Origin of the sequence: Mesorhizobium sp. M0678, from assembly GCF_040320505.1 — a bacterium.
GTDB lineage: Bacteria > Pseudomonadota > Alphaproteobacteria > Rhizobiales > Rhizobiaceae > Mesorhizobium.
In genome coordinates this window covers 397,532-411,862 of record NZ_JAMYPT010000004.1, presented here as the reverse complement: position 1 = coordinate 411,862, position 14,331 = coordinate 397,532, and the positions used below count along the sequence as shown (strand labels likewise).

General features: G+C 63.6%; 19 protein-coding genes. 7 read left to right on the top strand and 12 right to left on the bottom strand.

Annotated elements, in window-relative coordinates; translation table 11 throughout:
* Positions 1-25 precede the first annotated feature (25 nt).
* Positions 26-787 (top strand): GntR family transcriptional regulator, encoded by a 762-nt coding sequence (locus NKI29_RS10965; protein ID WP_352569222.1) that lies wholly within the window; start codon positions 26-28, stop codon positions 785-787.
* On the opposite strand, the gene NKI29_RS10960 is transcribed toward NKI29_RS10965, so the two are convergent.
* The 3 genes from NKI29_RS10960 to NKI29_RS10950 are packed head-to-tail and all read right to left on the bottom strand — an operon-like array spanning position 773 to position 1,319.
* Positions 773-961: a hypothetical protein gene (locus tag NKI29_RS10960; RefSeq protein ID WP_156937321.1), complete on the bottom strand. Its 189-nt coding sequence runs from the start codon at positions 959-961 to the stop codon at positions 773-775. The genes NKI29_RS10965 and NKI29_RS10960 overlap by 15 nt on opposite strands.
* Positions 962-969: 8 nt before the next feature.
* Complete coding sequence (locus tag NKI29_RS10955) at positions 970-1,098, bottom strand: hypothetical protein (protein WP_280952094.1); 129 nt, start codon at positions 1,096-1,098, stop codon at positions 970-972.
* Between the two features lie 5 nt (positions 1,099-1,103).
* The gene (locus tag NKI29_RS10950) at positions 1,104-1,319 is read right to left on the bottom strand and encodes a DUF2934 domain-containing protein (RefSeq protein WP_023676165.1); all 216 of its coding nucleotides are present in this window, start codon (positions 1,317-1,319) and stop codon (positions 1,104-1,106) included.
* Positions 1,320-1,538: 219 nt separating this feature from the next.
* Here NKI29_RS10950 and NKI29_RS10945 point away from each other — a divergent pair, with 219 nt between their 5' ends.
* Genes NKI29_RS10945 through NKI29_RS10920 form a run of 6 tightly spaced genes read left to right on the top strand, consistent with a single transcriptional unit; the run spans position 1,539 to position 5,645 of the window.
* The gene (locus NKI29_RS10945; protein WP_245274675.1) at positions 1,539-1,937 is read left to right on the top strand and encodes a hypothetical protein; all 399 of its coding nucleotides are present in this window, start codon (positions 1,539-1,541) and stop codon (positions 1,935-1,937) included.
* Positions 1,934-3,154: an NRAMP family divalent metal transporter gene (locus NKI29_RS10940; RefSeq protein WP_023676163.1), complete on the top strand. Its 1,221-nt coding sequence runs from the start codon at positions 1,934-1,936 to the stop codon at positions 3,152-3,154. The genes NKI29_RS10945 and NKI29_RS10940 overlap by 4 nt, the downstream gene beginning before the upstream one ends.
* Positions 3,154-3,516 (top strand): hypothetical protein, encoded by a 363-nt coding sequence (locus NKI29_RS10935; protein ID WP_023676162.1) that lies wholly within the window; start codon positions 3,154-3,156, stop codon positions 3,514-3,516. Before NKI29_RS10940 ends, NKI29_RS10935 begins: the two co-directional genes overlap by 1 nt.
* Positions 3,513-3,851: a hypothetical protein gene (locus tag NKI29_RS10930; RefSeq protein ID WP_352796205.1), complete on the top strand. Its 339-nt coding sequence runs from the start codon at positions 3,513-3,515 to the stop codon at positions 3,849-3,851. Before NKI29_RS10935 ends, NKI29_RS10930 begins: the two co-directional genes overlap by 4 nt.
* Before the next feature lie 34 nt (positions 3,852-3,885).
* The gene (locus NKI29_RS10925; RefSeq protein ID WP_352691132.1) at positions 3,886-5,172 is read left to right on the top strand and encodes an SDR family oxidoreductase; all 1,287 of its coding nucleotides are present in this window, start codon (positions 3,886-3,888) and stop codon (positions 5,170-5,172) included.
* Positions 5,172-5,645 (top strand): DUF2269 family protein, encoded by a 474-nt coding sequence (locus NKI29_RS10920; RefSeq protein ID WP_023676159.1) that lies wholly within the window; start codon positions 5,172-5,174, stop codon positions 5,643-5,645. The genes NKI29_RS10925 and NKI29_RS10920 overlap by 1 nt, the downstream gene beginning before the upstream one ends.
* A 39-nt stretch (positions 5,646-5,684) precedes the next feature.
* Here the strand turns inward: NKI29_RS10920 and NKI29_RS10915 are convergent, their stop codons facing one another.
* From NKI29_RS10915 to NKI29_RS10875, 9 genes are read right to left on the bottom strand one after another with little or no spacing between them, the layout of a single operon-like run.
* A complete protein-coding gene (locus tag NKI29_RS10915) occupies positions 5,685-6,254 on the bottom strand; it encodes a c-type cytochrome (RefSeq protein ID WP_023676158.1) in 570 nt (189 codons plus the stop codon).
* Positions 6,235-7,119, bottom strand: coding sequence for a cytochrome c oxidase assembly protein (locus NKI29_RS10910; protein ID WP_352569229.1), 885 nt, complete (start codon positions 7,117-7,119; stop codon positions 6,235-6,237). Before NKI29_RS10910 ends, NKI29_RS10915 begins: the two co-directional genes overlap by 20 nt.
* On the bottom strand, positions 7,116-7,457 hold the full coding sequence (locus tag NKI29_RS10905; RefSeq protein ID WP_352569438.1) for a hypothetical protein: 342 nt from the start codon (positions 7,455-7,457) through the stop codon (positions 7,116-7,118). Before NKI29_RS10905 ends, NKI29_RS10910 begins: the two co-directional genes overlap by 4 nt.
* Before the next feature lies 1 nt (position 7,458).
* On the bottom strand, positions 7,459-8,064 hold the full coding sequence (locus NKI29_RS10900) for a cytochrome c oxidase subunit 3 (protein WP_352457412.1): 606 nt from the start codon (positions 8,062-8,064) through the stop codon (positions 7,459-7,461).
* Entirely contained in the window at positions 8,061-10,037 is a 1,977-nt protein-coding gene (gene ctaD, locus NKI29_RS10895) for a cytochrome c oxidase subunit I (protein WP_352569231.1), read from the bottom strand. Before ctaD ends, NKI29_RS10900 begins: the two co-directional genes overlap by 4 nt.
* Positions 10,034-11,050 carry a cytochrome c oxidase subunit II gene (gene coxB, locus NKI29_RS10890; protein ID WP_352796201.1) on the bottom strand — a complete coding sequence of 339 codons (1,017 nt, stop codon included), beginning with the start codon at positions 11,048-11,050 and terminating at the stop codon, positions 10,034-10,036. Before coxB ends, ctaD begins: the two co-directional genes overlap by 4 nt.
* Entirely contained in the window at positions 11,047-11,580 is a 534-nt protein-coding gene (locus NKI29_RS10885) for a c-type cytochrome (protein WP_352569233.1), read from the bottom strand. The genes coxB and NKI29_RS10885 overlap by 4 nt, the downstream gene beginning before the upstream one ends.
* The gene (locus tag NKI29_RS10880) at positions 11,577-12,446 is read right to left on the bottom strand and encodes a substrate-binding domain-containing protein (RefSeq protein ID WP_352569234.1); all 870 of its coding nucleotides are present in this window, start codon (positions 12,444-12,446) and stop codon (positions 11,577-11,579) included. The genes NKI29_RS10885 and NKI29_RS10880 overlap by 4 nt, the downstream gene beginning before the upstream one ends.
* Positions 12,427-14,220, bottom strand: coding sequence for a methanol/ethanol family PQQ-dependent dehydrogenase (locus NKI29_RS10875; RefSeq protein ID WP_352796251.1), 1,794 nt, complete (start codon positions 14,218-14,220; stop codon positions 12,427-12,429). The genes NKI29_RS10880 and NKI29_RS10875 overlap by 20 nt, the downstream gene beginning before the upstream one ends.
* Between the last annotated feature and the right edge of the window lie 111 nt (positions 14,221-14,331).

Below are 14,331 nucleotides of genomic sequence, written 5' to 3'. Positions count from 1 at the left end.
CTGCAGAGCCAATAAGGGGTCGCCGATGGCAGGGCTTTTGGGAATGCGGACCATCACCGAGGGGCGGTTGGGCGAAACCGGCCCCGGCGTATCGGTCGCGGCGAGGACGTTCGAGGTTCTGCTCGACCAGATCCTGACCTTCCGCCTGAAGCCGCACGAGCTGATTTCTGAAAAGGCGATGTCGGAAGCCCTCGGCGTGAGCCGCACGCCGGTCAGGGAGGCGCTCGCCCGGCTGGCCGGTCTTGGCTTGATCGACATTTATCCGCAGCGCGGCAGCATGGTGGCGCCGCTCCGGATTGCCGATCTCGAGAAATCGCAGTTCCTGCGCGAAGCGCTCGAAGTCGGCCTGATCAAGCGCGCGGTCGAGAGCCCGCGCCGTGCTGACCTGCTTGCCGTGCTAAAAGGCGAACTGGCCGTCCAGGAGACGTTCGCCTCCATCGCGGACGACAGGCGCTTCTTCAAGTCGGACGAGCTGTTCCACCAGCATATCGCCAGTCATGCCGGGTTTCCCGGAATCTGGGCCGACATCAGCGCGGCGAAGCTGCACATGGACCGCTTCCGCTTCCTGTCTTTTCCGCGCCTCGACAGCATGTCGGTGGTCCTCGGCCAGCATCGGCGGATTGTCGATGCGCTTGAGCAGGCCGACGCGTTTGCGGCGGAAGAGGCGATGCGAACGCATCTTCGCCGCATCTTCGAGGTGCTCGAAATCGTCCAGGAGCGCTATCCCTATTATTTCGCGGCAAACGGCAGTGTGAGCCTGCTTTCGGCCGGCTCAATCCAAGCCTGAGCCTTTCTTGCGCGCTTCCGAAGGCGTCTTGGTCTTGCTGCCGGATTTGTCGGAAGCTGGCTCGGCTTTGCGATCTTGACCCTCGCCGCCTTGCTCCTTGCGGAGCTGATTTTCCACTACCGATCGCGATCCTTCCGCCGGGTCTTGTTCAGGATGAGTATCGGTTCCCGTCATGTCGGCTCCTATCCATTTTGATCAATTGCGTGCGGCGTGGGCTGACCTCCGCCGCCGGTTCTGTCGCGCCCGATCATCAGCCAGGCGGCGAACAGCACGACCAGTACGACCACGATCCAGGCGACGAAACGAGGCATCGGCCTCATGTCCCTCGCCGCCGCTTGCTGCCGCGTGCCTCCGGATCGGAGCCGGCCTCGACCGTTGGATCGGGCACGACCGGGCCGCGTTCGGCCTCGGAACCCTCAGCTTCGATCTCCTGCACGGCCTGATCCCAGTGCTCGCGCTCGCGTCCTTGCGGACGGCCTTCGCGCTCCCAGATCTCATGGGCTCGCTGCCTGATACGCTCTTCCCTATCCATGGCCTTTGCCTCCTCAGCCCCTAATCCGGCGATCGCTGGTTTGTTCCGCGGTGCCAGCGCCGTTCATCGCGGTTCAGTTGACCTGATCACCCAGCGCTCTAGATCAAACTTCGCGCCGAAGTCGCTTGGTGCGGGGAGAACAATCGTGTGGCAGCAACGCTACAAGCACGTATTGTAAATGCCGTTACAGCCGTCGGTCTTCGACCAGACCGCCCGTGCTTGCTGCTGATAATATTTGTATTGACGGCATGCTCGCCTTCCGACCAGGTCGAGCAGCAGTCGAAAACCGCGGCTTCCGCCACACAGACTGCATCGCTGGTCCTGGAGAGCTGGATCGCTGGGGGAGCCCCGTCGGAATACACGTCGCGCACTTTGCAATCGGCCGGCAAGGCGCTCGCCGATGCCGGTGCGCAAATCCAGTCCGCCAAGTCGCCTGAGCCCAGCGGGCAAGCCGGTCTGACGATGGCGGTTGGACGGCTTTCGGCAGCGGTAATTCGCGCGGCGACGGCCGTGCAGAACGGCAACCGCTCGGAAGTGGAACACGCGCAGCAGGATCTGCGGGCCGCCGCCGCCGATCTGAGCACGTCCTACGCGAAATATTTCGCGCCGAAATCATGAAGAAGCTGCTCGAAATATCGCTCGGCGTCGTCACCAGCGTTGGCGGCTTTCTTGAGGTCGGATCAGTGGCGACCGCCGCTCAGGCCGGCGCGGCGTTCAGGTTTCAGCTGATATGGGCCGTCGTCCTGGGCACGTTCTGCATCATCTTCCTGGTCGAAATGGCCGGACGCTTCGCCGCAGTTAGCCATCACACCATCGCCGACGGGATCCGGGAACGGTTTGGCTTCAACGCCTTTCTGTGGCCGTTGCTTGCGACCTTGCTGGTCAACTTCCTGGTCATGGCAGCCGAAATCGGCGGTGTTGCCATTGCGCTCGAGCTCGCCACCGGCATCGGCTTTCAGTGGTGGGCGCTGCCGGTCGCTTTTCTGGCATGGCTGTTCCTTTGGAAAGGCACGTTCGGATTCATCGAAAAAGGCGTCGCGATCCTCGGGCTGGTCACGCTGTGCTTCGTGGTTGGCGCAGTCATGCTGAAGCCCGATTGGGAGCAGGTCGCGGCCGGGGCCGTGCCCACACTGCCGGATCACGACGCGGCCAACTACTGGTTCATGGCGGTCAGCATTCTTGGTGCGTCGATCTCGCCCTATCTGTTCATGTTCTATTCGTCGGGAGCGATCGAGGACGAGTGGGACAAGAGCTATCTCGGAGCCAATCGGGCCATTGCCGGCCTGGGCATGAGTTTTGGCGGCACAATCGCTATCGGTGTGCTGATTGTGGCGGCGCTCGTGCTGGCCGCGCACGGCATAGAGCAGGTCGATGACTACCACCAACTGCCACTGATGCTGATTCCGATCTTCGGTTTCTGGGGATTTGTCCTGTTCGTTGCTTCACTAGGCATTGCCTGCTTCGGTGCCGCGCTCGAAATCGGCCTGCAGCAAGCCTACCTTGTGGCGCAGGGTTTCGGCTGGACTTGGGGCGAGAACCTGAAACCGCGCGACGACCCGGGTTTCAGCACCGTCTATACGATCTTGTTGGTTCTCGCCGCCATTCCGATCGCACTGGGCCTCGATCCGCTGAAGCTCACCATCTTTTCCATGGCGCTGACGGCCGCCAGCCTGCCGCTGACCGTGGTGCCGTTCCTCTTCCTGCTGAATGACGAGCGTTATGTCGGCGAGCACCGCAATGGCATGATAGCGAATGCCGCGGTCATCTTCATCATCGCGCTCGGTTTCGTGCTCGCGATCGTGACCATTCCTTTGCAGATATTCGGAGGCACGTGATGAAGTTGCTGCGCGACATCCTGGACAAGCAAGTAGTCGACCGCGAGCAGGTCAAGATCGGCAAGGTCGACGGGCTGGTGGCCGAGCTCAGGCCAGGCGAGCCGCCTAAAATCGTTGCGGTCGAGCTCGGCTCGATCACGCTGGGGCGTCGGCTTGGCGAGCGACCCGGGCGCTGGATGGCGCGGGTTGCGGCAAGGCTCGGCGGCAAGCGCCATGCCGAGCCGCACCGCATCGCCTGGAACAAGGTGCGCGACATCGGCGTCGACATCGAGTTCGATATCGACGTCCGCGAAACGGCGATTTTCGACTGGCAGGACTGGCTGCGCGATCATGTCATTGGGCGTATTCCGGGAGCTGGATGATGGCCTCCGTCAATCTTGAGCAATTGGCTGGCAGGAATGTGCTTTCGCACGGCAAAAGCATCGGCCGTATCGAGGAGATACGCGCCGAACCGGATGGCGACGACCTGGTGGTTACCGAGTACCATGTCGGCATCTACGCGGCCTTCGAGCGTCTGTCCGCTTCGGCTATCGGCATTGCGGTCCTCGACGTCTTTCGATTGCGCAGTCGCGACAGCGTGTACCGCATTCCCTGGGACAAGCTCGACATCTCCGACCCGGCGCGGCCGCGGTTGTTATGCACGACGGAAGAACTTTCCGGTATGAAGGGGAGTATCGAGGGCGATAAACCGGAATGAACGATACTTTCCCGCCGTCGGAGAATGGGGTCCAGTGAAAGTCCTGGTTACCGGCGCCACCGGCCTGATCGGTGCCTCCGTCGTGGCACGCCTTCTTTCCGAAAGGCATGAGGTGATCGGATTGGTCCGCAGCCCCGGCGCAAACCGGGCCGGCAATTATCAATTGCTGGTGCTGGACATGGCGGCGGCGCTGCAGCCCGAAGACTGGCTACCGCATCTCAGGGGTGTCGACGCCGTCGTGAATTGTGCCGGCGTCCTGCAGGACAGCCCTCGCGAAAAGACGCGCGAAGTCCATCGCGATGCGGCGGCAGCACTCTTCCTCGCCTGTGCGCGGGCAGGGGTTGCCCGGGTAATCCACTTCTCGGCGATAGGCGTCGATCGGGCGCAGCCTTCGGCATTCTCGGCGACGAAACTGGCCGGCGACCAAGCGCTTATGGCGCTTGATCTGGATTGGGTGATCCTGCGCCCGTCCGTGGTGCTCGGCCGGCCGGTGTTTGGGGCCAGCGCATTGTTTAGGGGTCTCGCCTCGCTGCCGGTGCTACCGTCCATGCCCGGCACCGGCCGGCTCCAGGTGGTACTACTCGACGATGTGGTCTCAACAGTCGTCTTCCTTCTCGATCCCGACAGTCCGTCTCGCGTCGTGTTGGAACTTGTCGGTCCCGAACAGCTGAGCATGGACGAGGTCGTCGGCAGCTATCGCCGATGGCTCGGCTGGGCTCCTGCAGCCAGGTTTGTCTTGCCGGCGGCTGTTGCAAGGCTTCTCTACCGCCTCGGCGACCTTGCCGCGATGTTCGGCTGGCGTCCACCGATGCGCACCAACGCGGCCAGAGAGATCGCCCGAGGAGCGGTTGGAGATCCCTCGGACTGGACCGCCGCGACCGGCATACGCCCGCAAACCCTGGCGGGCTTCCTCGCGCTCAATCCGGCAACGGTGCAGGAAAAATGGTTTGCCCGGCTGTATTTCATCAAGCCTGCGATCTTCGTCGTCCTGCCCTTCTTCTGGATCGTGACGGGTATTGTGTCGCTGACCACCGGCTATAACGGTGGCATCGAGCTGATGCAAAGCACGGGGGCTGGCATCTTGTCGGCGCCGACCGTGATAGCCGGTGCTCTTGCCGACATCGCCGTCGGCGCGCTCCTAGCCTGGCGGCCAGCGACGCGAAAAGGCCTCTATGGCGGCATCGCGCTCTCGCTCTTCTACCTTGTCGTCGGAAGCTTCCTGAGCCCCGATCTGTGGAACGACCCGCTTGGGCCGTTCCTCAAGGTGTTGCCGATCCTGGTGCTGCACTTTGTGGCCTTGGCAGTGCTGGAGGAGCGTTGATGCTCTATTTCCTGCTGAAATTTCTGCATGTCATCGGCGCATCCGTGCTGCTTGGTACCGGCGCCGGTATCGCTTTCTTCATGCTGCTCGCCCACAGGACCGGCAATGCCGCGACGGTTGCGGCCGTGGCGCGTATCGTCGTCGTCGCCGACTTCCTTTTCACCGCGACGGCCGTGGTCGCGCAGCCTTTGACCGGAGCCGCGCTCGCCTGGCAGGCAGGCTACTCGCTGTCGGAGGGCTGGATCGTACTTTCGATCGCGCTCTATATCTTCACCGGAATGTTCTGGCTCCCGGTCGTCTGGATGCAAATGCAGATGCGCAAGCTGGCATCGCAAGCCGCCGCTGCAGGCGCGCCGTTGCCGCCGCGCTATCATCGGCTCTTCTGGCTGTGGTTCGCCTTCGGCTTCCCCGCCTTCGCTGCGGTACTCGGGATTTTCTGGCTGATGATCACTCGGCCTGCGATCGACTGGTGAAGACAGGCCGCGTGCAGCTGCCGGGATGAGCGATGACTTTCATTTCAGCGAATAGAGATAGGCCGCGATATCCCGCGCCTCCTGCTCGGAAATTCTGGTCGAAGGCATTGCCGTGTGCGGATTGATCTCTCTTGCGGCGCGTATCCAACGGACCATGTTTCGCGGGTTGTTGGACAATACGCCGCCGATATAGACCCGGGTGGCCAAGCTGGCGTCGAGGCGTGGACCGACCAGTCCCTGCGCGCCGGGCACGCCGGTGATCGTGTGGCATCCGGCACAGCCATTGGCCATGATGATTGGTATGGCGCGGGCGCCAACACCGCCGGTTGCATTGTCGGCCTTCTGCTCCACTCGACGGCTTTGCTCAAAGTACAACGCGATCCCGGCCAGGGCTGCAACAAGCACGACAATTGCCGCGGCGCCGAGGATGGGTCCGGACGGAGTGAAGCGCGATGTTGCGCGCACGCCGATGCTGCCAGGGGCATTGTCCGTCTTATGCGCGACCCTGACGAGGCGCTCCGGCCACAACGTCAGCGCCGCCCAAGCTGCGGCCAGCACGGCAATTGCCGTCCCGGCACCAATGACCAGCTTAGACAGCCTGGAGCGCATGCGACGCCTCCCATCTTCTCTGTCCACTTGAGCGAATCCACAGACCGGCCAGCAGCAACGCGGCTCCGCCATAAATCAGGCCGGCCGGAACCCACATCACCAAGCCGGCGAGCTGCTGGTCCTCGAGCGGGCTAAGGCTCCACAATTCCGCGCCGGCTGCGTTTACCGGGTACCACAGCCTTGGCGAGACCAGCAGCAGCACCCCGAGCAGGCCGGTGTGCAGCGAGGTGAAAAAGAGGTGCATGACTGCGCTGCCGTAGGCTTGTTCGCGGCCTGAACGCGGCAGCAGCACCCACCAGAACAGCAGCCCCGTACCAAAGAAGCTGGCATGTTGCGCATAATGCAGGATACCCTGTGCAAGCGCCGCCTCGAACAGCGCCGGAACGTGCCACGCCCAAATCGCGACGCCGTGCAGGAAGGTCGCGGCTAGAGGGCGGCTGACGGCGGCCCAAACGGTTCGAAGCACCTTCGCCTGCCCGGCTGCGCCAAATGCCAGCCGCAGCTTGGTCGGCAATGCCCACATCATCGCCGCCGCCGGACGGGAGGCGACCAGCAGGGGTGCCGCCACCGCCATCAACAGCTCGTGCTCGATCATGTGGGCGGTGAAAACGCGCTCACCCAATGCATGGAGCGGACTGACCAGTGCTGCCGCCAAAATGGCCCAGCCGGTCGCAAACAGCAGGGCTTGCCGCAACCGCAACGGGCGGCTGCGGGCACTCCGCCGCCACAGCCGAAAGGCGCCTGCCGCGTAAAGCAGTGCGACCATGGTTAGCGGCAGCGTGATCGGCAACGCCAGCGTCCAGCCGGCCTGCGGGGCGCCGGCACCGTAGCAGATCGAGGTCGAGAAGAGCGCGTCGAAGCTCATCGTAGGCAGCCGTCAACAATGAGCGAAGCCGCGCCTTGCATGACGATTACCAGCGCAAACAGCACCGCGCTGAGAATGCCGATCTTGGCGACGAAATGCTCGGTGCCGCGCGTACGATCCGGTTTAAAGGCGGCGCCACCTTGCTGTCGCGCCCGCCACGAAAGCCCGCCGCCGAGCAACGCCAGCACTGTCAGCACCAGCGCAATGACCGGTATGACGGGAATACCGTGGGCGCACTGCCACTCCACGAACGCATAATTCAGCTGCGTCGACACCGCCCAAGCCAAAGGCCCGGACAACAGCCCGCCCCATGATGTGCCCAAGCGAAGCGCACGCATCTCAGTCAAGCCTCGGCATCCAGTAGATCAACAGATAGATTGGGATCCAGGTCGCGACCACGAAATCCCAGTAGAAGACGTTGTCGCCAACGTCCCCGAAACGCCGGCCGCTATAGCCATGGCGCGTGAACATCAGGACCGTCAGCACCAGCGTGTCGCCGACGTCGGTAATCAGGTGCGTTGTGTGAAGGCCGAGCAGGACCCACAGCATCGAGCCGTACGCATTGGTATCCCAATAAATGTTGAGGGCCGGAAATTCGAACCACCGCACGACAAGCGGTGCGATACCGAGCAGCGACATGACGATCAGGCCGATGCGCACGGGCACCATGGCACAGGCTTCGGCGTAGCGGTTCAGTATGTGATTGGGCACCACGCTGGCGAGCAGCAACAGCGTGACGATGGTGCCCGGCCAATGGTTGGGCGGCGGCACGCCCAATGGCCATTTGGGCGACAGATAGGCGAGGTAAAGATAGGTGCCTGCGGCGAGCGCGAAGCCGGTGCCTTCCAGCGCCATGAAGGCGAGAGTGCCCCACCAGGTCGGGCTGCGCGGTCCGATCCCGAAGGTCGGGAGTTTGGAAAGATCAGCGGCAGGACGCTGTTTCATTCCTCATCCTCCGGATCGCCTTTCGGCCAGAACCAAGCGATCAAAGTGATGGCGATCGGTCCGGCTCCCCAGACCACCGCCCACGGGCTGAAGATCGAATAGAGAAAGGTGGCGCCGACGGTGAGCGCGGCGAACAATGGCCAGATCGACGGCGTCGCCGATTTCTCGCGCACATCTGGATGCGCCTCTGCCACGGTCGAAATGACAAGTTCGCGCGCGTCGACGCGAAGCCCGGTCGCGACAGGCAGCGTGTCACGTTCGGCCCAGAGCGGCTCGGCGTGGGTAACCACCGGGATCCGAGCGAAATTATAGCTCGGCGGTGGAGATCTCGTCGCCCATTCCAGCGTGCCGGCATTCCAGGGATTGTCCCCGGCCGGGGCGCCCCTCGAGGCGCTGTACACCAGGTTTATAGTGAACAGAACGAAGCTTAGGAACAGGATGACCGCGCCGGCTGTGATGAACAGGTTGATGTTGCCCCAGCCGAGTTCCACCGGATAGGTGTAGACCCGCCGCGGCATGCCCCACAGGCCGACAATGTGCATCGGAAAGAACGCCGCATTGAAGCCTAGGAAGGCAAGCCAGAAGTGCCAGCGTCCGAGACGTTCGCTCATCATCCGGCCGGTGATCTTGGGGAACCAGAAATAGGTCGCGCCGAGCAGCGGGAACACCGACCCGCCGATCAGCACGTAATGGAAATGCGCGACCACGAAATAGGTGTCGTGCACTTGCAGGTCCAATGGCACCGACGCCAGCATCACCCCAGTCAGGCCGCCCGCGACGAACGTGAAGAAGAAGCCGAACACGAACAGCAGCGGCGTTCTGATTATCGGGCGTCCGTCCCACAATGTCGCCAGCCAGCAGAAGATCTGCAGCCCGTTCGGGATGGCGATCAGCATGCTCGAGGCGGTGAAGAAGCTCGCGCCGAGCTTGGGCAGACCGGTTGCGAACATGTGGTGAACCCACAGGCCGAACGACAGAAAGCCGACCGCGATCAAGGCCAGTACCATGCCCAGATAGCCGAAAACCGGACGCCGGGCGAAAGCGGCGATGATCGAGGACACCATGCCGGTAGCCGGCAGGAATATGATGTAGACTTCGGGGTGGCCGAAGAACCAGAACAGGTGCTGGAACAGCAATACGTCGCCGCCCTCGGCGGGATTGAAGATATGGGTGCCGACCAGGCGGTCGAGGATCAGGAACGTCGACGTGATCATGACCGCCGGCATCGCGAACACGATGACGAAGGAGGTGACCAGCATCGCCCAGACATAGAGCGGAATCTTGTCCAGCGACATGCCCGGCGCACGCTGCTTCAGCACGGTGACGATGGTGGCAACCGCGACCGCCAACGATGACACTTCGGTATAGGTGATCATCTGCGCCCACACGTCGGAACGCTTGCCTGGCCCGAATTCAGGACCGGACAGCGGCACGTAGGAGAACCAGCCGACGTCGGGCGCCATGTCGAGTGCAAACGAGACCCAGGCGAAGAGGCCACCGGAGAGATAAATCCAGAAGCTGAATGCATTGAGGCGCGGAAAGGCGATGTTGCGGGTGCCGACCATCAGCGGCACGAGGTAGATGCCGGTCGCCTGGACGATCGGCACCGCAAACAGGAACATCATGGTCACGCCATGCATGGTGAACAGCTGGTTGTAGCGGTCGGGCCCGATCAGCCCGCGCTCCGGCCCCGACAGTTGGATGCGCATGGCAACGGCGCTGAGGCCACCGAGGCACAGGAAGGCGAAAGCGGTGATCAGGTAGCGCCGCGCGACAATCTTGTGGTCGACGCTCGAGAGCGCACCGATGATGCCCGGCGCCGTCTGCCATGTCCGCGCCAGCCAGCGGTCAAGGCTGGAGTCGTCGAGGCTGGTATCGCGAGGACCGTCGCGCTCGGGGGCCAGGTCTCCTTTGCCGGCCGCTGCTCGCTCGCCGGCGAGCCGACGCTCACGGGCCACGTCGGCGCTGCTCATTTCAGGCCCTCGAGATAGGCGACGATCGCATTCAGTTCGTCCCCGTCCAGTCGCACCACCGGCATGTGGGCGCCTGGCTTGATCCCCTGCGGATTGGCTATCCAGGCTGCGAGATTGCCGCGGCTCATTGTCAGCGTGCCGGCAGCGAGCGTTTGCCGGCTTGCGATATGGGTGAGGTTTGGGGCGACCGTGCCGCCGGCGATGGTGCCGCCGATCTTGTGGCACATCACGCATGGCCGTTTGAGGAACAGGTCGCGGCCGGTTTTGGCCTCGGCCGACACGGGGGCGGCTGCCGGCCGCAGCTGATCGTTCAGCCAGGCATCGAAGACGGGCCGAGGTTCGGCGATGATGAAGGTGCTCATATTGGCATGCTGCGCGCCGCAGAACTCGGCGCATTGCCCGCGATAGACGCCGGGCTTGTCCGCCTTCAGATCGAGAACGTTCTCGTGGCCTGGAATGACGTCCAACTTGCCCGAGAGGTTCGGCACCCAGAAGGAATGGATAACGTCGGTCGAGGTCACCACAAGCCGCACCGGCTCGCCCGCCGGGATGTGGATTTCATTGGCGGTCGTCAGGATGCGGTTCGGCTGGTCGTTTTCGTAGCGCACCTCCCACCACCATTGATGCCCGGTCACCCGGATCGTCAGCGCCGCATCCGAGCCGATGGCGGCGAGCGTCCCGTTAGCGAAGTAGCTCAGCAGCGTCAGGCCGACCAGGATCAGGGCGGTAGCGGCGAGTGCGGCGACGACAATTCGCATCTTGCTGCGCTCGGCCGCAGCGTCGAGGACAAGCGGGTCGCCGAGCGGCGCCGCGCGCCGGGCCAATGGCACGATCAGCACGGCCATCACCAGAAGCCAGACCACCGTGCACAGCGCGGTGAACAACCAGATCAGCCATGCGAGTTCGCCCGCGGCCGGGCCCTTTGGGTCGAGCGCGGATTGCCAGCCGCTGCATCCTGCAAGGAGCAGGATGCAGGCCGTGCACCCGCACACCGTCCAGACACCGCGGCTCACGGCGACTTCCCCAGCGTCGCGGCGTCCGGCAGGCGATTCTCGGATGGATGGGGCATCATGTCGTCGTCGCGGCCCGGCGCGGCGGAGGACGGTGCGTTGCCGCTCAGTGCCCGGACGAAGGCAGCAAGCTCCCAGATCTGGTCGTCCGGGATCTTGTCGCGGAAGCTCGGCATGCCGTTTGGCCGACCGTCCCCGATCGTGGCGTGGATGCTTTCGATCGAGCTGCCATAGAGCCACTTCTGGTCCATGAGCGCCGGGCCCATGCCGCCACCGCCGTTGGCATGGCAGCCGGAACAGTTGAACCAGTTGAACAGACGCTTGCCCTCGCTGAGGTGGAAGGCGTTGGCCTCGAACACTCCGGCCTTGTTGTTGGACGAGGTTGGCCGCTGGCCGCCCGGCTCGAGGGCCGTGACGGCTGCCGGTTGATCGCCCGAGCCGAGCGCCGACTGTGGACGCGTGTCGCGTTCCTCACGCTGGCAAGCGGCAAGAACGAGCATCGCCGACAGCACGCATGGAAGGCCGCGGTTCATCGCGCTGCCGCCCCGGCGACGTCGAGGCGAGGCACGTCATATGCCGCCAGGGTTGCATCGATCTCGGCGCGGTGTTTGGCGAGCGCTGCGTCTACCTCGCTGCGCAGCGCATCGTCGTCGTGGCGCACGCCCATCGAGATGTCGTAGATCATCGGCAGCAGCGGACCGTCCATGCGCGGCGCAACCGGCGTAATCCGCAACGGTACTTTTTGCCTGGCACCGAAGTAGCCGGCCAACGGCCCCCAGACGACGGCCATATCGATGTCGCCATTCGCGACCGCCTCAATGATGCGCGCTGGCGGGTTCGGCGCCGAATAGTCGCCATAGACGGGGAAACCGACGAGATGGCCGACGATGCCGCGACTGCCAAGCGCCAGGACGGGTGGCGAGTTGGCGCCGTCGTCGCCGATCAGCTGGACGCCGATGTGCAGATCGCGCAGGCGAGGATCGTTGAAGGACGCGATTTCCGGCGCATCCCTGCGTGTCACGAAGACATAGGAAGACCGGTAGTAGGGCGCGGTGGTGCGCAGCATCTCGAGATTGGCGGGCGTGCCGGGCACAAGATCGCACAGGCCGGCCTTCAGCGTGTTGCGGACGAAGCCACGGCGCTGTGCCCACCATGTGTAGGAAACCGTTGCGCCAAGCTCCGTCGCGACGAGTTCGGCGATCTTGTTTTCAAAGCCCTGCCTGGCGGCATTGGAGAACGGCATGTTGTTGGGATCGGCGCAGATCCTCAATTCGCGCGCATCGGCAACGGCGGCGACGAGCGAGAGCGCCAGTGCGCCGACCGCGGCGCCAAACCGCCGGGAAGATTTTCTCCGTGCGCGCGCAACTCGGCCGGTCGTCTCAAGGGAGCCGGAACACATACAGCGTACCTCCCGGCGTGGTTACATCCTTCAGATCCTTCATGACGTTGACGAAGCCGAGCGCGGCGGTGGCGTCGCGCGGATCGAGATCGCTGGATACGATCGCGCCGGCCCAGCCGCCGACGCCCGAAAGAATCGCGACATATTGGTGCCCGTCCGGGCCGCGATAGGTGATCGGCTGGCCGATGATGCCGGACGACGTCTTGAACTGCCACAGCAGTTCGCCGGTCCTGGCGCTGACCGCCTTGAACCAGCCTTCCATAGTGCCATAGAACACGACGTTGCCGGCGGTGGCGACGGCGCCGCTCCACACCGGAAAGTTCTCCTTCAGGCTCCACGCCGGCTTGGCGGCGGCGACATCCCAGGCGGTAAAAGCACCGCGATCGCCGCCTGGTCCGGGGATCATGCGCACGTTCATGCCGACATAGGGCGTGCCGGCGATGTAATTTATCTCGACGCCCTCTTCGTCCATGCAGAGATTGTTGTGCGGGATGTAGAGCAGGCCGGTCTTGGGCGAGAACGCCGAAGGCTGCCAGTCCTTGAGGCCGGACGCGGTCGGGCAGATGTCGCGCACGACCTTGCCGGTGCCGGTCTTCTTGTCCGGATTTACAATCAGCCGGCCGGTCTTGAGGTCGACGCCCGTGCTGGAATTGACTGGCCCGAACGGGACTGCCGACAGGACCTCGCCTGTGGTGCGATCCAACAGATAGACGTAGCCGTTGCGTTCCGGTCGGACCAGCACCTTGCGGGGCTTGCCCTGCCAGGTCATGTCGAGCAGCACCTGTTCGTTGATGCCGTCGTAGTCGTGCAAATCGTGCGGGGTCCATTGATAGAACCATTTGGCTGCGCCGGTGTCGGGATCGCGGGCAAAGATTCCGGCGGTCCATTTGTTGTCGCCGGGCCGCAGATCCGGATTCCACGGACCGGGATTTCCGGTGCCATGGAAGATCAGGTTTAGGTCCGGGTCATAGGAGATCCAGCCCCACACATTGCCGCCGCCGATCTTCCAGGCGTCGGGCGGCCACGACGTCACGCCGAGATCCTTGCCCTTGTCCATGTCGTAATGCGGCTTGAAATCGGGGCCGATCAGCACCTCGGCGTCAGGGCCGGTATTGTAGGCCGTCCAGACGACATGCCCGTCGCCGGCGTCGAGCGCCTTGATCCAGCCGCGTACGCCCATTTCGCCGCCGGAATTGCCGACCAGCACTTTGCCCTTCACCACCAGCGGCGCCATGGTGATGGTCTCGCCGATATTGATGTTGCCGATATGGGTGTTCCAGACCGGTTTGCCGGTGGCCGCATCGACGGCGATGGCATGGCCATCGAGCGTGTTGAAATAGATGCGCCCTTCGAAGAAGGCTGCACCGCGGTTGACCACGTCGCAACAGGCAACTCCCTGCGCGGCGGGCTCGGGGTTGGGCTCGAATTTCCACTTCATCGGCGCGCCGGGCTTGGTAAGGTCAAGCGCATAGAGGATGTTGGGGAAGGGCGTCACGATGTACATCGTGTTGCCGACGACCAGGGGCGCAGCCTCCTGACCCTTGTTGACGCCGGTCGAGAAGGTGAAGGCCACTTGCAGGTTTTTGACGTTGTCTTCGGTGATCTCCGCAAGTTCGCTGTAGCGGGTCGAGGCGTAGTTCTTTGCCGGCATCGCCCATTGGCCGTCGTCGGGCGGAGCAGCTGCGGCAGGCGGATTTATCGCAAAGCTTGACGTTGACTGAGCAACCGCCGCGGTAGTCAGCGCGAAGCCTGCCAGCAGCGTCCATCCCAGCATCGCAGCCAATGGCCTCTTTCCCCTTTTGCCAGGCACCCTATTTTTCGCCGCCACCAGTCGCGCTTGCCTCATTGGCTGTCGAGTTTGCCGACATTGGCGCAGAGCTCCATT

Coding starts and splice junctions, on each gene's coding strand:
- NKI29_RS10950 (WP_023676165.1), bottom strand. CDS start 1,319: ATGGATAGGGAAGAGCGTATCAGGCAGCGAGCCCATGAGATCTGGGAG.
- NKI29_RS10880 (WP_352569234.1), bottom strand. CDS start 12,446: ATGTGTTCCGGCTCCCTTGAGACGACCGGCCGAGTTGCGCGCGCACGG.
- ctaD (WP_352569231.1), bottom strand. CDS start 10,037: ATGAGCAGCGCCGACGTGGCCCGTGAGCGTCGGCTCGCCGGCGAGCGA.
- NKI29_RS10940 (WP_023676163.1), top strand. CDS start 1,934: ATGAAGAAGCTGCTCGAAATATCGCTCGGCGTCGTCACCAGCGTTGGC.
- NKI29_RS10955 (WP_280952094.1), bottom strand. CDS start 1,098: ATGCCTCGTTTCGTCGCCTGGATCGTGGTCGTACTGGTCGTGCTGTTC.
- NKI29_RS10965 (WP_352569222.1), top strand. CDS start 26: ATGGCAGGGCTTTTGGGAATGCGGACCATCACCGAGGGGCGGTTGGGC.
- NKI29_RS10915 (WP_023676158.1), bottom strand. CDS start 6,254: ATGCGCTCCAGGCTGTCTAAGCTGGTCATTGGTGCCGGGACGGCAATT.
- NKI29_RS10905 (WP_352569438.1), bottom strand. CDS start 7,457: ATGCGTGCGCTTCGCTTGGGCACATCATGGGGCGGGCTGTTGTCCGGG.
- NKI29_RS10875 (WP_352796251.1), bottom strand. CDS start 14,220: ATGCTGGGATGGACGCTGCTGGCAGGCTTCGCGCTGACTACCGCGGCG.
- NKI29_RS10900 (WP_352457412.1), bottom strand. CDS start 8,064: ATGAAACAGCGTCCTGCCGCTGATCTTTCCAAACTCCCGACCTTCGGG.
- NKI29_RS10935 (WP_023676162.1), top strand. CDS start 3,154: ATGAAGTTGCTGCGCGACATCCTGGACAAGCAAGTAGTCGACCGCGAG.
- NKI29_RS10930 (WP_352796205.1), top strand. CDS start 3,513: ATGATGGCCTCCGTCAATCTTGAGCAATTGGCTGGCAGGAATGTGCTT.
- NKI29_RS10910 (WP_352569229.1), bottom strand. CDS start 7,119: ATGAGCTTCGACGCGCTCTTCTCGACCTCGATCTGCTACGGTGCCGGC.
- NKI29_RS10920 (WP_023676159.1), top strand. CDS start 5,172: ATGCTCTATTTCCTGCTGAAATTTCTGCATGTCATCGGCGCATCCGTG.
- NKI29_RS10885 (WP_352569233.1), bottom strand. CDS start 11,580: ATGAACCGCGGCCTTCCATGCGTGCTGTCGGCGATGCTCGTTCTTGCC.
- NKI29_RS10960 (WP_156937321.1), bottom strand. CDS start 961: ATGACGGGAACCGATACTCATCCTGAACAAGACCCGGCGGAAGGATCG.